The organism is Pseudomonas sp. FP1762 (genome assembly GCF_030687105.1).
GTDB classification, from domain to species: Bacteria; Pseudomonadota; Gammaproteobacteria; order Pseudomonadales; family Pseudomonadaceae; genus Aquipseudomonas; species Aquipseudomonas siliginis.
In genome coordinates this window covers 427,099-447,045 of the sequence record NZ_CP117458.1, presented here as the reverse complement: position 1 = coordinate 447,045, position 19,947 = coordinate 427,099, and the positions used below count along the sequence as shown (strand labels likewise).

17 protein-coding genes are annotated in these 19,947 nt (G+C 61.7%); 5 read left to right on the top strand and 12 right to left on the bottom strand.

Going from position 1 to position 19,947, the window contains the following annotated elements:
- Positions 1 to 205 precede the first annotated feature (205 nt).
- The 8 genes from PSH90_RS01950 to PSH90_RS01915 form a co-directional block, all read right to left on the bottom strand.
- Positions 206 to 1,792: an AAA family ATPase gene (locus PSH90_RS01950; protein WP_041477574.1), complete on the bottom strand. Its 1,587-nt coding sequence runs from the start codon at positions 1,790 to 1,792 to the stop codon at positions 206 to 208.
- Positions 1,793 to 1,802: 10 nt separating this feature from the next.
- Positions 1,803 to 2,903: a 3-dehydroquinate synthase gene (aroB, locus tag PSH90_RS01945; RefSeq protein ID WP_305382036.1), complete on the bottom strand. Its 1,101-nt coding sequence runs from the start codon at positions 2,901 to 2,903 to the stop codon at positions 1,803 to 1,805.
- A gap of 152 nt (positions 2,904 to 3,055) precedes the next feature.
- Positions 3,056 to 3,574 carry a shikimate kinase AroK gene (gene aroK, locus PSH90_RS01940; RefSeq protein ID WP_024011270.1) on the bottom strand — a complete coding sequence of 173 codons (519 nt, stop codon included), beginning with the start codon at positions 3,572 to 3,574 and terminating at the stop codon, positions 3,056 to 3,058.
- A gap of 4 nt (positions 3,575 to 3,578) precedes the next feature.
- Positions 3,579 to 5,657, bottom strand: coding sequence for a type IV pilus secretin PilQ (pilQ, locus tag PSH90_RS01935; protein ID WP_150638039.1), 2,079 nt, complete (start codon positions 5,655 to 5,657; stop codon positions 3,579 to 3,581).
- A gap of 13 nt (positions 5,658 to 5,670) precedes the next feature.
- Positions 5,671 to 6,195: a pilus assembly protein PilP gene (locus PSH90_RS01930; RefSeq protein WP_041477571.1), complete on the bottom strand. Its 525-nt coding sequence runs from the start codon at positions 6,193 to 6,195 to the stop codon at positions 5,671 to 5,673.
- Positions 6,192 to 6,815: a type 4a pilus biogenesis protein PilO gene (gene pilO / locus PSH90_RS01925; RefSeq protein ID WP_041477570.1), complete on the bottom strand. Its 624-nt coding sequence runs from the start codon at positions 6,813 to 6,815 to the stop codon at positions 6,192 to 6,194. Before pilO ends, PSH90_RS01930 begins: the two co-directional genes overlap by 4 nt.
- Positions 6,812 to 7,378: a PilN domain-containing protein gene (locus PSH90_RS01920; protein ID WP_305382035.1), complete on the bottom strand. Its 567-nt coding sequence runs from the start codon at positions 7,376 to 7,378 to the stop codon at positions 6,812 to 6,814. The genes pilO and PSH90_RS01920 overlap by 4 nt, the downstream gene beginning before the upstream one ends.
- Complete coding sequence (locus PSH90_RS01915) at positions 7,378 to 8,442, bottom strand: pilus assembly protein PilM (protein ID WP_056787331.1); 1,065 nt, start codon at positions 8,440 to 8,442, stop codon at positions 7,378 to 7,380. The genes PSH90_RS01920 and PSH90_RS01915 overlap by 1 nt, the downstream gene beginning before the upstream one ends.
- A 219-nt stretch (positions 8,443 to 8,661) precedes the next feature.
- Between PSH90_RS01915 and PSH90_RS01910 the strand changes: the two genes are divergently transcribed.
- On the top strand, positions 8,662 to 11,106 hold the full coding sequence (locus PSH90_RS01910) for a penicillin-binding protein 1A (RefSeq protein ID WP_370695129.1): 2,445 nt from the start codon (positions 8,662 to 8,664) through the stop codon (positions 11,104 to 11,106).
- 320 nt (positions 11,107 to 11,426) lie between these two features.
- Here the strand turns inward: PSH90_RS01910 and PSH90_RS01905 are convergent, their stop codons facing one another.
- The 3 genes from PSH90_RS01905 to rpmE all read right to left on the bottom strand — a co-directional run bounded on the left by PSH90_RS01905 (position 11,427) and on the right by rpmE (position 13,925).
- The gene (locus PSH90_RS01905) at positions 11,427 to 12,695 is read right to left on the bottom strand and encodes a malic enzyme-like NAD(P)-binding protein (protein WP_016772053.1); all 1,269 of its coding nucleotides are present in this window, start codon (positions 12,693 to 12,695) and stop codon (positions 11,427 to 11,429) included.
- 184 nt (positions 12,696 to 12,879) lie between these two features.
- Positions 12,880 to 13,662 carry a thermonuclease family protein gene (locus PSH90_RS01900; protein WP_056787325.1) on the bottom strand — a complete coding sequence of 261 codons (783 nt, stop codon included), beginning with the start codon at positions 13,660 to 13,662 and terminating at the stop codon, positions 12,880 to 12,882.
- 41 nt (positions 13,663 to 13,703) lie between these two features.
- Positions 13,704 to 13,925 (bottom strand): 50S ribosomal protein L31, encoded by a 222-nt coding sequence (rpmE, locus tag PSH90_RS01895; protein WP_041477565.1) that lies wholly within the window; start codon positions 13,923 to 13,925, stop codon positions 13,704 to 13,706.
- Positions 13,926 to 14,209: 284 nt separating this feature from the next.
- Here rpmE and PSH90_RS01890 point away from each other — a divergent pair, with 284 nt between their 5' ends.
- Entirely contained in the window at positions 14,210 to 16,429 is a 2,220-nt protein-coding gene (locus PSH90_RS01890) for a primosomal protein N' (RefSeq protein WP_305382032.1), read from the top strand.
- A gap of 118 nt (positions 16,430 to 16,547) precedes the next feature.
- On the opposite strand, the gene PSH90_RS01885 is transcribed toward PSH90_RS01890, so the two are convergent.
- Positions 16,548 to 16,670: a hypothetical protein gene (locus PSH90_RS01885; RefSeq protein ID WP_016772057.1), complete on the bottom strand. Its 123-nt coding sequence runs from the start codon at positions 16,668 to 16,670 to the stop codon at positions 16,548 to 16,550.
- Between PSH90_RS01885 and argS the strand changes: the two genes are divergently transcribed.
- The 3 genes from argS (at position 16,669) to hslV (ending at position 19,938) form a co-directional block, all read left to right on the top strand.
- The gene (gene argS, locus PSH90_RS01880; protein WP_305382031.1) at positions 16,669 to 18,405 is read left to right on the top strand and encodes an arginine--tRNA ligase; all 1,737 of its coding nucleotides are present in this window, start codon (positions 16,669 to 16,671) and stop codon (positions 18,403 to 18,405) included. The two genes, PSH90_RS01885 and argS, sit on opposite strands and share 2 nt — an antisense overlap.
- A 1-nt stretch (position 18,406) precedes the next feature.
- On the top strand, positions 18,407 to 19,117 hold the full coding sequence (locus tag PSH90_RS01875; RefSeq protein WP_305382030.1) for an SPOR domain-containing protein: 711 nt from the start codon (positions 18,407 to 18,409) through the stop codon (positions 19,115 to 19,117).
- A gap of 290 nt (positions 19,118 to 19,407) precedes the next feature.
- Positions 19,408 to 19,938: an ATP-dependent protease subunit HslV gene (gene hslV / locus PSH90_RS01870; RefSeq protein ID WP_007968352.1), complete on the top strand. Its 531-nt coding sequence runs from the start codon at positions 19,408 to 19,410 to the stop codon at positions 19,936 to 19,938.
- Positions 19,939 to 19,947 lie beyond the last annotated feature (9 nt).

Below are 19,947 nucleotides of genomic sequence, written 5' to 3'. Positions count from 1 at the left end.
GACGAACTGTCGCAAATTCATGTCGCATTTGTGAAAGGTTTAAAGCGATCTGCTGTGCTAGTAAAAACTTTTTTAATTTTGACCGCAACGACTCAAAGACTACTGTGACGCAGACACCACAAGGCACGCGGCCCTTTCAGGCGGCGCGCACTCGTGGAGATTTTGAGGTGCCGGGAGAGGCGGCCTGGGTAAGGCCGCCGAATCTTCAGCGAGTTGTTGCCAGTTCCTGTTGGACGCTGGCGACAGTGCGAGGCCAAGGTTTACCAGCCTGAACCTTCGCTGGCAAGGCCTTGATGGCAGAAACGGCCGCATCACGATTGGCAAAGTTGCCGTAGGTGATCACGTAAAGCGGCTTGCCGTTGAGGACTTTCTTGAAATAACGGTACTCGCCGCCCTGCTCCTTGACGAAGTTCTGCGCAGCGGTTTCCGAGCTGGTGCCGAGGATCTGCACGACATAGTTGCTGGTCGGCTGACCGGCGTACCAGCTGCCACCGGCGGCTTTGGCAACCGTGACCGGCTTGTCGGCAGGCTTGGACGGAGCGGGGGCCGGTTTCGCGGCTGGCGCTGGCGTGGCCGGAGCAGGCTTGGCCGTGGCGATCTGCGTCGGTGCCGGTGTTGGTGCCGGTTTGGCGGCAGGGGTCGGAGCCGGTGTCGGCGCAGGACCGGCCGGAACGCCCGCAGGCGGTGCAGAGGTGGTTACGGTCGGCGGAGTATCGCTGGAGCCTTCCAGCGGCACGCCGTCGTCGCCTTCGGTAATGCCACCGGCGGCTTCCGCCAGCGGGCCACGCATGACCGGCTGCGAGTTGCCGACCAATGGCAGCGGCATCGGCTGGGTATTGCCGGCGAATTCGACGGACGGGTTGGCGCCGTTCGCTGCGCCCTGACCCAATGGCAGTTGCGCCTGTTCGTTGGCCGGAGCACCGGTGGTCGGTGCCTTGCTGCGACCCGGCATCAGCCAGGCGGCGGCAACCGCGACCACAACGACGGCGGAAATCGCCAATACGTGTTTCTTCGGCATGTTGAACCCCATACTTGGACGCTTGACCGCAGAGCGGCTGGCAATCATGACTTCGATCAGTGCATCGCGAGCGACCTGGTTGATGTTGCCCGGCCAGCCCTCGGAGCTTTCGTGAATATCAGAGATCTGATCTGCGGTGAAAAGTTCGACACCCCGGCCCGCGCCTTCCAGCCGCTGGTCGAGATATTCGCGGGTCTCTTCTTCGGTGTACGGCTGCAATTCGATGACGTGGAAACGCTCTTCTTCGAGCTGCAACGCCTCAAGCTGAGCGATCAGCGACGACTCGCCGAACAGGAACACATGCGGACGACCTTCCGGCGTGCCGGCGCCGAGCGCCATCAACGCTTCCAGCGCGGACTCGTCGAGCTGCTCGGCATCGTCCACGAGCAGATAGACTTCCTGCCCGGTCAGACCCAGTTGCACCACCTGCTCGAGAATCGCGCCGACTTCGGCCTGCGCGACATCCAGCGCCTGCGCCACCTGGCGCAGCACGCCGGCCGCATCACCGGCGCCACGGGCGGAAACCACCACGCTCTGCACCGATTGCTTATTGGTGCTGGCCACCAGCGCCTGCCGCAGCAGGGTCTTGCCGCTGCCTTGCGGGCCGGTGACCACCAGCAGCAACTGGCTATAACGCGCCAGGTGATGCAGTTGACCCAGCACCGGTTTGCGCTGAGCCGGGAAGAATTTGAAGCCCGGCACCCGTGGCGCGAACGGGTCGTGACTTAACTGGAAATGGCCGAGAAACGCCTCGTCGGCATGCAAACTAGTCATCGGAATCGTTTTAACCTTTAAGCTGAGCCAGGGCGCGGTAATCCGCTCCCAGCGTGGCCTGTAGAACCTCTTTCGGATAATCGTCGGTCACTACCGCTTCGCCCATCCGGCGCAGCAGCACCAGGCGCAGACGACCGTCGATCACTTTTTTATCAATTGCCATGTGTTGGAGAAAATCGGCTTCGCTCATCTCTTCAGGCGGAATGACCGGCAGGCCGGCCCGCTGGAACAGACGAATGCCGCGATCACGCTCCTGCTCGCTGATCCAGCCCAGGCGCGCGGACATTTCCAGCGCCATCACCGTGCCCGCCGCCACCGCCTCGCCATGCAGCCAGACACCATAGCCCATGTGGGTTTCGATGGCGTGGCCGAAGGTGTGGCCGAGGTTGAGCGTAGCGCGGACGCCGGTTTCCTTTTCATCGGAGCCGACTACCGCAGCCTTGGCCGCGCAGGAACGCTCGATCGCATAGGTCAGCGCGGTTTGATCCAGCGCGCGCAGGGCGTCGACGTTTTCTTCGAGCCAGGTCAGGAATGGTTCGTCGCAGATCAGGCCGTACTTGATGACTTCCGCCAGGCCCGCCGACAGCTCGCGCTGCGGCAGGGTTTTCAGCGATGCGGTATCGATCAGCACCACGTTCGGCTGATAGAACGCGCCGACCATGTTCTTGCCCAGCGGATGGTTGATGCCGGTCTTGCCGCCGACCGACGAATCGACCTGCGACAGCAGCGTGGTAGGAATCTGGATGAAATCGACACCGCGCTGATAGCAAGCGGCAGCGAAACCGGCCATGTCGCCGATCACCCCGCCGCCCAGGGCGATCACGGTGGTGCGGCGGTCATGACGGGCGGTCAGCAGACCGTCGAAAATCAGTTGCAGGGTTTCCCAGTTCTTGAAGGCTTCGCCGTCAGGCAACACCACCGAGATAACCGAAAACTGCGCAAGGCTGCGGGTCAGACGTTCGAGATAGAGCGGCGCGACGGTTTCGTTGGAGATGATTGCCACCTGCCGCCCGTGGATATGCGGCGCCAGCAGTTCCGGCTGATCCAACAGACCTTCGCCAATATGAATCGGGTAGCTGCGCTCGCCTAGATCGACCTTGAGTGTCTGCATGTGTCCCCACAGTGAAGATGGAAGCAGGCGTCCTGCCCTGAAATTATTGGTGTTCTGCGGCCTGTAGCGGTATGACGCCGCTCGCCCGGCAACCGCCACACCCTCGGCGGGCGCTGACAGGACGCCGAGGATAGCGCATTTCGGGCGATGCTTTAACGGGGTGGCAACTGCGCGAGACGATCGAGAATGTCGAGCACCACCATGCGTGGCGGCCGCTCGTCGGTTTCCACCACCAGATCGGCAATTTCCCGATAAAGCGGATCACGGATCTCGAGCAGGTCGCGCAGGGTTTTCGCCGGATCGGCGGTACGCAGCAGCGGCCGATTGCGGTCGCGGGAGGTGCGGCCGACCTGCTGCTCGACGGAGGCGTGCAGATACACCACGCGCCCGCCTTCATGCAGGGCCTTGCGATTGGCATCACGCATCACTGCGCCGCCGCCGGTCGCCAGCACCACGCCATCGAACGCGCACAGCTCGGCGATCATCGCCTGCTCACGGTCACGAAAGCCGGGCTCGCCTTCCTTGTCGAAGATCCATGGGATATTGGCACCCGTGCGCAGCTCAATTTCCTTGTCGGAATCCTTGAACGGCAGGCGCAGCTCTTTGGCCAGCAATCGGCCGATGGTGCTTTTGCCAGCACCCATCGGTCCTACAAGTATCAAATTTCGCACAGAATCAACGACTCACAGCAATCGCCTGGTTATTCATGATACGCGGAGTGAGAAATACCAGCAGCTCGGATTTTTTCTCCGAAACCACATCACGCCGGAAAAGGCGGCCAAGATACGGCACATCGCCAAGAAATGGCACCTTATCTACGACCTTGCTCTGAGTATTTGAAAAAACGCCGCCGATTACGATGGTCTCGCCGTCATTTACCAGCACTTTGGCGTTGACCTCGTTTTTCTTGATCGGCGGCACATCCTGCACTTTGTTCAGGTAATCGGGCTCATCCTTGGTGACCTTGACCTCCATGATGATGCGGTTGTCCGGGGTGATCTGCGGTGTGACTTCCAGTGACAGCGAAGCCTCCTTGAACGACACCGAGGTCGCGCCGCTGGAGCTGGCCTCCTGATAGGGAATCTCGGTGCCTTTGAGGATTTTTGCGGTTTCCTTGTCCGAGGTGACTACCTTCGGCTGCGAGACGATTTCACCGTTGCCGGTCTTTTCCATCGCCGTCAGTTCCAGATCCAGCAGCACGTTGTCGGTGATGAACGCGATGCCGATCCCCGAGGTATTGTTGACCGTGCCCATGTCGACGAACGGCGAGTTGGTGCCGGTGCTGCCCGGCGTACCGATGGTGCTCGAGGAGCCATTGACCCCGGACGCGTTCCAGTTGCCCTTGTTCTGCACCGAACCGCCCCAGCGCACGCCCAGGCTCTTGTCATAATCGACGTTGGCCTCAACGATGCGCGCCTCGATCATCACCTGGCGTACCGGAATATCCAGCTGCGCGACGATCCGCCGGAGTTCATCGAGGCGATCCTGGGTCTGGTAGGCAATGATGTTGTTGGTTCGCTCATCGACGGTAATCGAACCGCGCTCGTCGACCTTGGCCTCGGCACTGGTCACCGACTGGAACAGCTTGGCAATGTCCGCTGCCTTGGCGTAATTGACTTGCAGCAGCTCACGACGCAGGGGCGCCAGCTCGGCGATCTGCTTCTGCGATTCCAGTTCCTGACGCTCGCGAGCGGCAATTTCATCGGCCGGCGCGACCAGCAGCACGTTGCCGATCTTGCGCTTGTCCAGCCCCTTGGTTTTCAGCACCAGATCCAGTGCCTGATCCCACGGCACGTTTTGCAGGCGCAACGTGATGCCGCCCTGCACCGTGTCGCTCGCCACCAGGTTGAGATTGGTGAAGTCCGCGATCAGTTGCAGCACCGAGCGCACGTCGATGTCCTGAAAATTCAGCGAGAGCTTGTCGCCGACATAGGCCTGACGGTCGGCGTTGCGCTTTTGCAGGTCGTCGATGCTCATCGGACGAACGCTCACGGTGAGCTTGTTGTCGGTCTGGAATGTGGAATAGTCGAAGGTGCCGCTGGGCTCGACACTGATCACCGTACGATCGCCGGTGAGCGCTGCGTTGACGAACTGCACCGGGGTGGCGAAGTCCTTGACGTCGAGGCGCACGCGCAGTTTTTCCGGCAGTTGCGTACGGGCGAAGCTGAGGATGATCTTGCCGTCGTGCTCCTGGATATCCGGGGCGATGGTCGGATCAGAGAGATCGATGACCACATTGCCCTCGCCCTCGGTGCCGCGCTGGAAATCGACGCCGCGAATCGCCCTGCTGCGTTGCGCGGCCGGTCTGGCCGGTGCTGCGGCGGCCGTGGCGGCACGCGGTGCAGCGACGGCCGGGCGCGGCGCAGTCGCGGAAGCGCCCTGACCGACCACCACAAACAGATTATTGCCCTCGACCCGCGTGCTGTAAGGCGCCAACTGCGTCAGGCTGACAATCAGCCGCGTGCGATCCTTGGCTTCGGCCACCGTGGCCGTGCGCGCGTTGCCGCTGCCCAGATCAAGATTCTTGTTGGTCAGCTGGCTGGTCACGCCCGGCAGATCCAGTGCAATGCGTGCCGGTGACTCGGTTGTGTAGCCCTTGGGCTGTGGTGGCGGGCCGTCGAACGACAGCTTCAATTCGACGCGGTCACCCGGCAGCGCGGCGACATCCAGCGCTTTCAGACTGGCCGCCATTACCATCGGTGACACCAGCGCTATCCATAGCGAAAAACCGAGGGTGGAGAAAATCCTGTTCATTATTCGACTTCCACTATGAGTGCTCTTTCAAAGGAATGGTGCGCGGCCGCTCCAGCCAGGCGCCGGCGCCGTCGGGCACGATCTCGACGACATCGACCTGGGTAGGGCTGATGGCGACGATGCGGCCGTCGTTGCGGCCCAGGTAGTCGCCGACTTTCAGGCGATGCACCCCGCCTGCGCCGCGCAACAGCGCAAACGAGCCCGAGGCATTGGCGATCGTGCCGACCATTTCGAACTGCTCGATATTGAATCCTTCAAGATATTGCTTGACCCGGTTAGGGTCGGGTTTGACGTTGCGCGAGCCGTGTTTCTGCCCGGCCAGATCGACCCGCGCCTGCCGCGAGAACGGACTGCGCAGGTTGGCGGCGCTGTATGTGAATGTGGGGTAAGACCGGAATGTCGGCGTTGGTTCAATCCTGCCCGCCGGACGCAGGCGCACTTCGTTGAGGTACGCGTCGAGGTCGCTGAAGTCATCGCCGCCACCGCAGCCGCTTAGCGCCAGCATCATGGGCAGGACGAGATAACGAATCGGGGTCATTTTTCCAGCCCCTTGTCGTTATAGCGGTACGTCTTGGCAAGAATACTCATGCGCAGCTTCGTCCCGCCCTCGGGATTGGCCGGCGCCAGTTCAAAATCGTGCAGAGTGACAATTCGCGGCAGCCCGGCGACGCCGCTGACGAAGGTCGCGAGGTCGTGATAGGCGCCTGTCACGGTGATCTGGATCGGCAGCTCGATGTAGAACGGCTGGGTCACTTCCGGCAGCAGCTTGATCTCTTCGAATTCCAGGCCGCTGCCCAGACCGGTGCGAGTGATGTCTTCGAGCAGGCCCGGCACTTCGGTGTCGCTGGGCAATTGCCGCAGCAGCACGCCGAAGGTGTTTTCCATTTCCTTCATTTGCTGGGTATACAGCTCAAGGTTCGCCGACAGCCGCGCCTTGCTGGCGAATTGTTCCTTGAGGGTGGTTTCCTCTTCGCGCTTGAGGTCGAGCTGATTTTCCATATCGCTGATAAAGAAGTAATAGCCAAGCGCGAGGATCAACACCATCACCAGCGCACCGCACAGGGTTTTTACCGCCGGGGGCCAGGAGCCGATGTTGCTGGTGTCGAGGTCGTTGAAATCGATATTGCGCAGGCTTTGCAGCCATTCGGAGGCGTTCATTGCTCGTCCTCCAGAACCTTGGGCTGGGTCTGACGAACGGTCAGCTGGAAGACGTTGGCCTGTTCGACCTGATCGGCGCTGGTGGCCTTGACCTCATTCAGGCTTGGCGCGTCGAACCAGTCGGACGCGTCGAGATTGCGCATCAGCTCGGAGACCCGGTTGTTCGACTCCGCCGCGCCACTGATGGACAGGGTCTTGCCGGCCATTTTCACATCGGTGAAATACACGCCGTCCGGCAGGGTACGCGCCAGTTGGTCGAAGACCCGCCCGCTGATCTGCCGATTGCCCTGCAGGTCCTGGATGATGCGCATGCGCTCGACCAGTTGCTGGCGGCGCGCCTTGAGCTCGCTGATTTGCTTGATGCGTTCGTCGACCACGGCAATCTGTTTGCCGATGTAATCGTTGCGCGCCATTTGCCGCTCGATCGCTGCGGTGATGATCTGGTCGGCAATCAGCACCGCGCCGATCGAGCCGGCCAGCACGCCGATAAGTACCAGCAGAAAGCGTTTGCGCCGTTCTTCGCGGCGTTCCTCGCGCCAGGGGAGAAGGTTGATCCGCGCCATCAGTCGAAACTCCTGAGCGCGAGCCCGCAGGCAATCATCAAGGCTGGCGCGTCGCTGGCCAGCGCTCCTGCGTTGACCTTACTGCCCAAGGCCATGTCGGCGAATGGGTTGGCGACCTGCGTCGGCGTGTCCAGCCGCTGTTCGATCAGACGGTCCAGGCCGGGCACCGAGGCGGTGCCGCCGGCCAACAGGATATGGTCGACCGCGTTGTACTGGCCGGAGGCGAAGAAGAACTGCAGCGAACGCGAGACTTGCTGCACCAGTGCCTCGCGAAATGGCTGCAAGACCTCGCTGACGTAATCGTCAGGCAGCCCGCCCTGTTTTTTCGCCAGGCCCGCCTGTTCGACCGTGAGGCCGTAACGGCGCTGGATCTCTTCTGTGAGCTGACGTCCGCCGAACAATTGCTCTCGGGTATAGATGATCTTGCCGTTGTGCAGGACGCTGAGAGTGGTCATGGTCGCACCGATGTCGACCACCGCCACGGTCAGGCGCTCCTGGGAGGCCGCCAGATGCGTCGCCAGCAGACCGAACGAGCGCTCGAGGGCGTAGGCCTCGACGTCCACCACCCGCGCGGTCAGGCCGGCGAGCGCCAGCGCCGCTTCACGTACCTCGACGTTTTCCTTGCGACAGGCGGCAAGCAGCACGTTGACCCGATCCGGGTTGCGCGGCGAGACGCCCTGGACTTCAAAATCGATGGCGACTTCGTCCAGCGGATAGGGAATGTATTGGTCGGCCTCGATCTTGAGCTGGTTTTCCAGTTCGTCGTCGGACAGCCCGGCGTCCATCTCGATGACCTTGGTGATCACCGCAGAACCGGCCACCGCCACCGCCACGCTCTTGACCCCGGTTCGCGCTTTCACCAGCAACCGGCTCAGCGCCTGGCCGACGCCTTCGAGGTCGGCGATGTTCTTTTCGACCACGGCGTTCGCCGGCAACGGCTCCACCGCATAGGCCTCGACCCGGTAGCGCTCGCCCTGACGGCTCAGTTCCAGCAGCTTCACCGACGTGGAGCTGATGTCGATCCCCAGTAACGCATTGGTCTTTTTATTGAAGAGTCCCAGCACTACCAATTCCCTATGACTTTCCGTGAGTTACGGACTCTGTAATACGCATTGCGTTCCTTCACCCCCGTCTTGACAGAAGCGCCAATGACGCCCCCGACGGAAAAGTGCTTATAATGCCCAGCGATTTTTTCCGCTTTTTACTGCCAGCGCGGATGGCTCTGTGTGTAACCGCAGCCCCGTGCCAAATTCATTCTTTGCCCTGGATGTCCAAAAGCCTTGATTCGTCTGCTGAAATTTTTCGGTTGGTCCATCGTCGCCGTTTTCTGCGGACTGCTCTTAGGTCTCAGCGGCGCCTTTCTTTACCTTAGTCCGGGTTTGCCGTCTGTGGAGGCGCTGAGAAGCATTCAGTTGCAGATTCCTCTGCGCGTCTACAGCAGCGACAACAAGTTGATCGCAGAATTTGGCGAAATGCGCCGTACACCGATTCGTTTCGCCGACATTCCGCCCAACTTCATCAATGCGTTACTAAGTGCTGAAGACGACAATTTTGCCAACCACTATGGCGTCGACCCGAGCAGCCTGATGCGCGCGGCGACGCAACTGGTCAAGAGCGGGCATATTCAGTCCGGCGGCAGCACCATCACCATGCAGGTGGCGAAGAACTTCTTCCTCACCAGCGAGCGCAGCTTCTCGCGTAAAACCACAGAAATTCTCCTCGCCTTGCAGATCGAGCGACAGCTGACCAAGGACGAGATTCTTGAGCTGTACGTCAACAAGATCTACCTGGGCAACCGCGCCTACGGCATCGAGGCGGCGGCGCAGGTGTATTACGGCAAATCGATCCGTGACATCAGCCTGGCGCAGATGGCGATGATCGCCGGTCTGCCAAAAGCTCCGTCTCGCTTCAACCCGCTGGCCAACCCGGCGCGCAGCAAAGAACGCCGCGACTGGATCCTCGGGCGCATGTACAAGCTGGGCAAGATCAGCGAAGCCGACTACACCGCCGCGATCAACGAGCCACTGAACGCCAGCTATCACGTGCCGACCCCGGAAGTGAACGCACCGTATATCGCCGAAATGGCCCGCGCCGAAATGGTCGGTCGTTATGGCAGCGAGGCCTACACCGAAGGCTTCCGCGTCACCACCACGGTGCCGAGCAATCTGCAGGAAATGGCCAACACCGCGCTGCACGAAGGCTTGATGACCTACGACCAGCGCCATGGCTACCGTGGTCCCGAGTCGCGCCTGCCAGGCAAGACTCGCGAGGCCTGGGCCAGCGAACTGACCAAGCAGCGCACCATCAGCAGCCTCGAACCTGCGATCGTCACCCAGGTCGATAAAACCGGCCTGCAGGTGTTGACCCGCACCGGTGAAGAGCACGTAGCCTGGGACACGATGAAATGGGCGCGACCGTTCCTCAACACCAACAGCATGGGCGCCAACCCGCGCCAGCCGTCGGATGTCGCGCAGGTCGGTGATCTGATCCGCGTACAACGCCAGACGGACAATTCGTTGAAATTCAGCCAGATTCCCCAGGCTCAGGGCGCACTGGTGTCGCTGGATCCGCAGAACGGTGCGATCCGTTCGCTGGTGGGTGGCTTCGCCTTCGAGCAGAGCAACTACAACCGCGCCATGCAGGCCAAGCGTCAGCCGGGTTCGAGCTTCAAGCCATTCGTTTACAGCGCTGCGCTGGATAACGGCTACACCGCTGCCAGTCTGGTCAACGATGCGCCGATCGTGTTCGTCGACGAGTACCTGGACAAGGTCTGGCGCCCGAAGAACGACACCAACACCTTCCTCGGCCCGATCCGCCTGCGTGAAGCGCTGTACAAGTCGCGCAACCTGGTGTCGATCCGCCTGTTGCAGGCCATGGGCGTGGGCAAGACCATCGACTACATCACTCGCTTCGGCTTCAACAAGCAGGACCTGCCGCCGAACCTGTCGCTGGCACTCGGCACCGCAACGCTGACGCCGATGGAAATCGCCACTGGCTGGAGCACCTTTGCCAACGGTGGCTACAAGATCACCCCGTACATCATCGACAAGATCGAAAGCCGTAACGGTGACACTTTGTTCGTCGCCAACCCGCCGACCGTGCCACAGGGTGGTGCGGCGACCGACGGTATCGCTGCGCCGGCTACCGAGTCGTTCACGGTCAATGCCGCTCCGGTTGCCGGTGAAGCGTCGGGCAATCCGGTAGTGCCGCAAGCGCCGGCCGTGGCCGAGCGGATTGTCGATGGACGTACCACCTACATCCTCAACAGCATGCTGCAGGACGTAATCAAACTCGGCACCGGCCGCCGTGCGCTGGCCATGGGCCGCAGCGATATAGCCGGCAAGACCGGCACCACCAACGAATCGAAAGATGCCTGGTTCTCTGGCTACAACGCTGATTACGTAACCACGGTGTGGACCGGTTTCGACCAACCGGAAAGCCTCGGTCGCCGTGAATTCGGCGGTACTGTGGCGCTGCCGATCTGGATGAATTACATGTCGGCCGCGCTGAAAGACAAGCCGCCGCATGTACAGCCTGAGCCAGAAGGCTTGCTCAGCCTGCGGGTAGACCCGGTCAGCGGCCGTGCAGCAACACCGAGCACACCGGGTGCGTACTTCGAACTGTTCAAGGCCGAAGACACGCCGCCATCGGTGAACGAGCTGGGCAACGGCGCAGTGCCAGGCAGCCCGCTGCCGGCGGATGAACAGGCGCCGATCGATTTGTTCTGATCCTGATGCCGCAAAAAGGCCCCGCCTTCGTGAGAAGTGCGGGGCTTTTTATTACCCGAAGATCAAAAGCCCCTCACCCTAACCCTCTCCCAGAGGGAGAGGGGACTTACCGAGTTGTCTGGGGTCAAACACCGACCTGAAAGTGTGGTGTCGATTATGGATTCAAAACCATACATTCAGGTCGGCGTAGCTCCCAAGCGTCCCCCAATCAGTCCCCTCTCCCTCTGGGAGAGGGTTAGGGTGAGGGGCTCTTGATCTTCAGGCATAAAAAAGCCCCGACTCTCACGAGCCGGGGCTTTTGTTTGAAGCGCTACAACGACTTAGCCGTTGAACACGTCATCCACGCTTTTCAGCGGGTAGTTCTTCGGATACGGCAGGGTGGCCACGCCGGTCTCGATCGCAGCCTTGGCCACGGCGTCGGAGATCAGGGTGATCAGGCGCTTGTCCATTGGTTTCGGAATGATGTACTCACGACCGAATTCCAGCGGAGCACCGCCGTAGGCATCGCACACGTCCTGTGGAACAGGCAGTTTGGCCAGTTCGCGCAGGGCGTTGGCGGCGGCGACTTTCATTTCTTCGTTGATGCGCTTGGCGCGAACGTCCAGGGCACCACGGAAGATGAACGGGAAGCCCAGTACGTTGTTGACCTGATTCGGGTAGTCCGAACGGCCGGTTGCCATGATCACATCGCTACGGGTGGCGTGCGCCAGTTCCGGGGAGATTTCCGGATCCGGGTTGGAGCAGGCGAACACGATCGGGTTGGCCGCCATCGACAGCAGGCCTTCGGCGCTCAGCAGGTTCGGACCGGATAGACCGACGAATACGTCAGCGCCTGCCAGTGCGTCTGCCAGGGTGCGCTTTTCGGTAGCGTGGGCGAATACGGCTTTGTACTGGTTCAGGTCGTCACGGCCGGAGTGGATCACGCCGGTACGGTCAACCATGAAGATGTTTTCGATGCGAGCGCCCATGCTCACCAGCAGTTTCATGCAGGAGATGGCGGCAGCGCCGGCGCCGAGGCAGACGATTTTTGCTTCCGGCAGGGTTTTGCCAGCGATTTCCAGGGCGTTGATCATGCCGGCAGCGGTCACGATCGCGGTGCCGTGCTGGTCATCGTGGAACACCGGAATGTCGCACTGCTCGATCAGAGCGCGTTCGATCTCAAAGCACTCTGGCGCCTTGATGTCTTCCAGGTTGATGCCACCGAAGGTGATGGAGATGCGCTTGACGGTGTCGATGAAGGCTTGCGGGCTTTCCGAGTCGACTTCGATGTCGAATACGTCGATGCCAGCGAAGCGCTTGAACAGCACGCCCTTGCCTTCCATCACAGGCTTGGACGCCAACGGGCCGAGGTTGCCCAGGCCGAGAATCGCGGTGCCATCGGAAATGACTGCCACCAGGTTGCCCTTGCCGGTGTATTTGTAGGCCAGTTCAGGATCGCGAGCGATCTCGCGTACTGGTTCAGCTACGCCGGGGCTGTAGGCCAGCGACAGGTCGCGGGCGGTAGCAGTGGCCTTGGTGAGCTCGACACTCAGCTTCCCCGGACGAGGATTGGCGTGGTATTCGAGAGCGGCAGTTTTCAGATCAGACATTTTGGCATTCCGCTTTTTTACTGTTGGACAGACTGGTCAGCGAGGATACGCGCCTCGCAAAGTCCCCACAAGACTGGGCAGTCACCGCTGTCAAGCGCCCTGCCCTACGACTTTGGGCCAAGAGCCACGGCGCACAAGGGCTGGACTGTTCACAATCAGCTGTAAAAATGTCTACAATTTTTCTTCAACGCGGTACGTGCAGCATCGAAGGATCGGTCAACGGCAACAACCAGCGCGCCTGACCCTTTTGCAATCCACCGCGCCGGGATCGGTCAACCACCCAGCCACGCGCCTCGATCTGCCTGCCTTTCAGTGCTTCCAGATCAGCACTGTCAAATCGTCCGAGCAGATTGGGTGCAACCCGCAATACAACCCTGTCCTGCAACTCGATCCAGATTCCGCCGCGATTGCGCTGCACCTTGCTCACCCGACCGCTGACTACGGCAAAGCCTGAACGCTGGATCTCCTGCGCTTTCCGCACCGGCGATTGCCGCCAGAGACCAACCCCGGCCTGTCGAGCGCTGCGTTCGGCGGCCTGCTGGCAGGCGACCAGGTCGACATTCGGCGCGACCGCAACGTGAAAACCCAGGCCATCGGCAAGCATTTGCGCTTCGAGATTCACTCCGCTGACGCTGTAAACATGCGCGAGCGTACGGCCGTAATGGTCTTTCGCCTGCTTGCCGGGCCGCAAGCCGACCCGGCCGCCGCTCTCATCCACCAGCGCTTGCAGGCGTTTACGCGCCGCCACGGCGAAGGGTTCGTCGCTGCGGCCCTGCTTGCCCAGTTCCGGCGTATTGAGGCCGATCATGCGCACATTGCGCCCGTCGCTCAGGCGCAGGGTGTCGCCATCGACCACCCGCTGCACGCTGACGCTGGTCAGCCCTGCGGGTGTCGGGCAGAACGCCTGGGCGGCGGACAGCCAAATCGCAGACACAAAAAAGGCGCCCGCAAGGGACGCCTTTTTCATCAGTCTGGAGAAGTCGAAACGACCATCCAAAATGATCAGCCTCAGGCTTTTTTGCCGACGCCGAAAGTAGCGAAACGGTCTGCGAACTTCTGCACACGGCCGCCGGTGTCCAGAGTCTTCTGCTTACCGGTGTAGAACGGGTGGCATTCGTTGCAAACGTCGATCGCCAGGGCTTTGCCGTAGGTCGAACGAGTTTCGAACTTGTTACCGCAGCTGCAGGTAACAGCAATTTCCGGGTAGTTCGGATGGATATCGGCTTTCATGGTGTCTTCCTCAGGCTAGCGTGCCGCCACCCAACACTATTGTTGAATACCGCACGTAATTAGGCCGCGGATTCTACCAGACCTTTTCAATCGCGCAAGCTGTCACCGAGACCGACCGTCTGCTAGGCTCCCGGCCTTGAACGCACTTCCCTGTGGGAGCGAGCCTGCTCGCGAAGGCGCCATGGCAGTCGACACATGTGTTGCCTGACCCACCGCCTTCGCGAGCAGGCTCGCTCCCACAGGTCATGCATATCCGATCATTTTGCGTATCGAGATCCCCCCGCGTGCCCGACGCCATTCTGCGCCTTGCCCTGCCTTCGCCTCTGCGCCGCCTGTTCGATTACCGGGCGCCGGCCGGGGTGCGGCGTGAGCAATTGCAGCCGGGCATGCGCTTGCGGGTGCCGTTCGGTCGGCGCGAGATGATCGGGATTCTGGTCGAGGTCACCGACACCAGCGAGGTGCCGGCAGAAAAACTCAAACCGGCACTGGCCCTCCTCGACTCGACTTCACCGCTGCCGCCGGCGCTGTTCAAGCTGTGCCTGTGGACGGCGCAGTATTATCAGCACAGCCTCGGCGACACCTTGAACTGGGCCTTGCCAGTGCTGCTGCGTCAGGGCGAGCTGGCCGAAGCCCGCCAGGAACGCTTCTGGTCGGTGGCCCCCGGCGCCAGCGTCGATGACCCGCGAGTGGCCCGTGCGCCACGCCAGCGCGAGGCGCTGACCACGCTGGCCCAGCACCCCCACGGCGTCGCCCATCAGTTGCTGAGCAAACTGATGCTGAGCAAGGACAGCCTCGATCTGCTGCTGGCCAAGGGACTGGTGCAAGTCGAAATCCGCCGCCACGCCCCCGGCGTCCGCCATGAACACTGGCTGGCACAACCGGAGCTGCCGCTCAACAGCGAACAACGCGCGGCGTATGAAGCGATTCGCGCTGGCTTCGACAGCTATCACGCCTTCCTGTTGGCCGGCGTCACCGGCAGCGGCAAGACCGAAGTCTATCTGCAACTGATCCGCGAAACCCTCGAAGCCGGCAAACAGGCACTGGTGCTGATCCCGGAAATCAACCTCGGCCCGCAGACCCTGGCGCGTTTCGAACAGCGCTTCAATGCGCGCATCGCCCTGCTGCACTCGGCGGTAAATGATCGCGAACGCCTGGAAGCCTGGCTCGCCGCCCGTGATGGCGAGGCCGACATTATTATCGGCACCCGTTCGGCCCTGTTCACGCCAATGAAAAATCCCGGGCTGATCATCATCGATGAAGAGCACGACGGCTCCTATAAACAGCAGGAAGGTCTGCGCTACCACGCTCGCGATCTGGCACTGGTACGCGCGCGGCAGGAAAACATCCCGATCGTGCTCGGCTCCGCCACGCCGTCGCTGGAAAGTCTGCATAACGCTTACACCGGTCGCTATGGCCTGTTGCGCCTGAACGAACGCGCCGGCGGCGCCAAGCAACCGCGCTTCCTGCGGCTGGACGTGAAAAGCCGTCCGCTCGACAGCGGTATTTCCGGGCCGATGCAGCAAGCCATCGGCCAGACCCTCGCCAACGGCCAGCAGGTGCTGGTGTTCCTCAACCGTCGCGGCTTTGCCCCGACCCTGCTCTGCCACGATTGCGGCTGGATGTCCGAGTGCTCGCGCTGCGATGCGCGCATGACCGTGCATCAACGTTACGGCGAATTGCGTTGCCACCATTGCGGCAACGTCGAGCGCACGCCGCGCCAGTGTCCGAAGTGCAGCAAGGTCGATCTGCGCCCCGTCGGCGCCGGCACCGAACGCGCCGAAGAACGCCTGGCGATTCTGTTCCCGGATTACCCGGTACTGCGCGTCGATCGCGACAGCACCTCGCGAAAGGACGCGATGAATCAGCTGTTCGCGACAATCCAGAAAGGCCAGCCGTGCATTCTGGTCGGCACGCAGATGTTGGCCAAAGGGCACCATTTCCCCCGGGTGACGCTGGTATCGATTCTGGATGCCGACGGTGGCCTGTTTTCCGGCGACTTCCGCGCCAGCGAGCGCATGGCGCAGTTGATCGTCCAGGTCGCCGGGCGCGCCGGCCGGGCTGAGGAGCCGGGCAGGGTGATCATCCAGACGCATTTGGCCGACCACCCTTTATTGGTGCAACTGACCGAGCAGGGTTATTTCGCCTTCGCCGAACAAGCCTTGAGCGAGCGCCGCGCGGCCGGGTTGCCGCCGTTTGCCCATTTGGCGCTGTTGCGTGCCGAAGCGCACAAGCCGGGGCAGGCGGAAGGTTTTCTCGATGAAGCGTGCAGCGAAGCCGAACGCCTGCTGGCCGAATTGAATCTGAGCGGCATCGAGTTGCTCGGGCCGGTGCCGGCGCCGATGGAGCGCCGAGCCGGGCGTTATCGCGCCCAGCTGTTGTTACAGGCGACCGCGCGGGCACCGTTGCACCGGTTGCTGGCGAGCTGGATGCTGGTGCTGGAGCAGATGCCGAGTGGGCGGGCAGTGCGCTGGTCGCTGGATGTTGATCCGGTGGATCTGTATTGAGCTGAAGATCGCTTTCGCGAGCAGGCTCGCTCCCACAGTGGATCAGCGCCGTACATACCTTGTGTGTCCTGCGCAAAACCTTGTGGGAGCGAGCCTGCTCGCGAAAGCGGACTTTTTGTCACCACATATCCACATCCTGCCTGCTAAGGTTGGCAAGCCCGTCTTCGCAACGGATAATGCCCAGTTTTTCCACCCGCGCATCGATGCGCCCGCCGCGCTTGCGGTCGAAAGAGAAGACCATGAAAGACACCATTCGCCAGCTGATCCAGCAAGCCCTCACCCAACTCGTCAACGAAGGTGTGTTGCCTGAAGGCCTGACGCCGGCGATCCAGGTGGAGAACGCCCGCGACAAGACCCACGGCGACTTCGCCAGCAACATCGCCATGATGCTGGCCAAGCCGGCCGGCATGAAGCCACGGGATCTGGCGGAGAAAATCATCGCCGCACTGCCCGCTGACGAGAACGTCACCAAGGCCGAAATCGCCGGCCCGGGCTTCATCAATTTTTTCCAGAACACCCAGGCACTGGCCTCGCGCCTCGACGCCGCACTGGCCGACGCCCATGTCGGCGTGCGCAAGGCCGGCCCGGCGCAGCGCACCGTGGTCGATCTGTCGGCGCCGAACCTGGCCAAAGAGATGCACGTCGGCCACTTGCGCTCGACCATCATCGGCGACGGCGTGGCCCGCGTGCTTGAGTTCCTCGGCGACGAAGTGATCCGCCAGAACCACGTCGGCGACTGGGGCACCCAGTTCGGCATGTTGATGGCGTACCTGCAGGAAAACCCGATCACCAGCGACGAATTGTCCGATCTGGAAAACTTCTACCGTGCGGCCAAGCAGCGTTTCGACGAGTCCGAAGAATTTGCCGATCGCGCGCGTGGCCTGGTGGTCAAGTTGCAGGCTGGCGATGCCGAATGCCTGGCGCTGTGGATCAAGTTCAAGGACATCTCGCTGTCGCACTGCCAGAAGATCTACGAACTGCTCAACGTCAAACTGACCATGGCCGACGTGATGGGCGAAAGCGCCTACAACGACGACCTGATCAACGTGGTCAACGACCTCAAGGCTGCCGGCATGCTGGTCGAGAGCAACGGCGCCCAGTGCGTGTTCCTCGACGAGTTCAAGAACGCCGATGGCGACCCGCTGCCGGTGATCATCGTCAAGGCCGATGGCGGTTACCTGTACGCCACCACTGACCTGGCGGCCGTGCGTTACCGCAGCGGCAAGCTCAAGGCTGATCGCGCGCTGTATTTCGTCGACCAGCGTCAGGCCCTGCACTTCCAGCAGGTTTTCGCTGTGGCGCGCAAGGCCGGTTTCGTCACCCATCCGATGGAAATGGAACACATGGGTTTCGGCACCATGAACGGCGCCGATGGCCGTCCGTTCAAGACCCGTGATGGCGGCACTGTGAAGCTGATCGACCTGCTCACCGAAGCCCAGGAACGCGCCTACAACCTGGTGAAAGAGAAGAACCCGACCCTGGCCGAAGACGAATTGCGCAACATCGCCAAGGTCGTCGGCATCGGCGCGGTGAAATACGCCGACCTGTCCAAGCATCGCACCAGCGACTACAGCTTCAACTTCGACCTGATGCTCAACTTCGAAGGCAACACCGCGCCGTATCTGCTGTACGCCTACACCCGCGTGGCCGGTGTGTTCCGCAAACTGGGCAAGGACTTCAGCGAAGTCGACGGCCAGATCGTCCTCGAAGCGGCGCACGAGCAGGAGCTGGCGGCGAAGCTGGCGCAGTTCGGCGAAGTGCTGAACAACGTGGCTGAAAAAGGCACGCCGCACATTCTCTGCACTTACCTGTACGACGTCGCCGGCCTGTTCTCCAGCTTTTACGAGAACTGCCCGATCCTCGCCGCCGACACCCCGGCACAGATGCAGAGCCGTCTGCGTCTGGCCGCACTGACCGGTCGCACCCTCAAGCAAGGCCTGGAGCTGTTGGGTCTGGAAACTCTGGAGCGTATGTAAGTTGGCTGCCAAGAAAAAACCTGCACCCAAACGCGGCGCCAGCCGCTATCAGGCCCCGGCGAAACAACCGATTCCGGGCTGGCTGTGGATGGCCATCGGCCTTGCCGTCGGCGCGTTCATCGTGTTTCTGATGAAACTGGAACCGGGCAAGGGCAGCGACACGGTCAAGCGCGAGAAGGTCGAACAGCAGCAGAAAGCGTCGAAGATCGCCGAGGCCAACAAGACCCCGCCGAGCCCGACGCAACCGGTGAAACCGAAGTACGACTTCTACACCCTGCTGCCGGAATCGGAAGTGATCGTGCCGCCGGACGCGGTGCCGGAAAAGACCCTGCCGACGCCGCAAGTGCCGGCCGTCCCGACCACGCCGGTAACCCCGGCCGAAGCGGCGAAGATCGACACCGCACGGGCACAGGCAGCTCTGGCGGGGATCACGCCGCCGCCAGCGCCACCGGTGAGCAAGGCCGCGCCAGTGACCAAGTTTTTCCTCCAGGCCGGTTCGTTCCGCAAGGAAACCGATGCCGACAAGGTTCGCGCGCAGATCATTCTGCTCGGCCAGGCCGTGTCGGTGGAGTCCGGCACGGTCAAGGATGAAACCTGGTATCGCGTGCTGGTCGGCCCGTTCAGCAACCGTGAACAACTGACCACGGCGCAGAAACAACTGGCTGGCGCCGGCTTCAGCAACCTGTTGTTACAACAACGCCAGAGCCGCTAAGGCTCTCAGAGGTCAGCTGCAACTTGCAGGTGACCTTCAAACTTTGTGGCGAGGGGATTTATCCCCGTTTGGCTGCGGAGCAGCCCTGAAACCAGCCATTGCGGTGCAGCAGGCATACCGCAAATGATGGTTTCGCGACTGCTCCGCAGCCGAACGGGGATAAATCCCCTCGCCACAGTCATCACACACACCATTCGTCTCCCATCGTCCCTGCCGGTTGAAATCCCCTCCAGCACCCCCATATGAATGGGCATAAGGCATTTTCGCCCCGCTGCGTGGAGACTCTTCCCTTGACCACCATCGTTTCAGTCCGCCGCCACGGCAAAGTCGTCATGGGCGGCGACGGCCAGGTTTCTCTCGGCAACACCGTGATGAAAGGCAACGCCAAAAAGGTCCGTCGCCTGTACCACGGCCAGGTCATCGCCGGTTTCGCCGGTGCCACCGCCGACGCCTTTACCCTGTTCGAACGTTTCGAAGGCCAGCTCGAAAAACATCAGGGTCACCTGATCCGCGCCGCCGTCGAACTTGCCAAGGAATGGCGCACCGACCGCTCCCTGAGCCGCCTCGAAGCGATGCTCGCGGTCGCCAACAAGGATGCTTCGCTGATCATCACCGGCAACGGTGACGTGGTCGAACCCGAAGATGGCCTGATCGCCATGGGTTCCGGCGGCGCCTACGCGCAAGCCGCCGCCAGCGCCCTGCTGAAAAAGACCGACCTGTCGGCGCGCGAGATCGTCGAAACCGCTCTCGGCATCGCCGGCGACATCTGTGTATTCACCAACCACACCCAGACCATTGAGGAGCAGGATCTCGCTGAATAAGCCTGTTGC

Excerpts from the sequence above, each read along its gene's own strand:
- pilQ (WP_150638039.1), bottom strand. The coding sequence starts at position 5,657 with ATGAACAGGATTTTCTCCACCCTCGGTTTTTCGCTATGGATAGCGCTG.
- PSH90_RS01900 (WP_056787325.1), bottom strand. The coding sequence starts at position 13,662 with ATGAAAAAGGCGTCCCTTGCGGGCGCCTTTTTTGTGTCTGCGATTTGG.
- argS (WP_305382031.1), top strand. The coding sequence starts at position 16,669 with ATGAAAGACACCATTCGCCAGCTGATCCAGCAAGCCCTCACCCAACTC.
- rpmE (WP_041477565.1), bottom strand. The coding sequence starts at position 13,925 with ATGAAAGCCGATATCCATCCGAACTACCCGGAAATTGCTGTTACCTGC.
- PSH90_RS01920 (WP_305382035.1), bottom strand. The coding sequence starts at position 7,378 with ATGGCGCGGATCAACCTTCTCCCCTGGCGCGAGGAACGCCGCGAAGAA.
- aroB (WP_305382036.1), bottom strand. The coding sequence starts at position 2,903 with ATGCAGACACTCAAGGTCGATCTAGGCGAGCGCAGCTACCCGATTCAT.
- pilO (WP_041477570.1), bottom strand. The coding sequence starts at position 6,815 with ATGAACGCCTCCGAATGGCTGCAAAGCCTGCGCAATATCGATTTCAAC.
- PSH90_RS01930 (WP_041477571.1), bottom strand. The coding sequence starts at position 6,195 with ATGACCCCGATTCGTTATCTCGTCCTGCCCATGATGCTGGCGCTAAGC.
- PSH90_RS01885 (WP_016772057.1), bottom strand. The coding sequence starts at position 16,670 with ATGGTCTTCTCTTTCGACCGCAAGCGCGGCGGGCGCATCGATGCGCGG.
- PSH90_RS01950 (WP_041477574.1), bottom strand. The coding sequence starts at position 1,792 with ATGACTAGTTTGCATGCCGACGAGGCGTTTCTCGGCCATTTCCAGTTA.
- PSH90_RS01905 (WP_016772053.1), bottom strand. The coding sequence starts at position 12,695 with ATGTCTGATCTGAAAACTGCCGCTCTCGAATACCACGCCAATCCTCGT.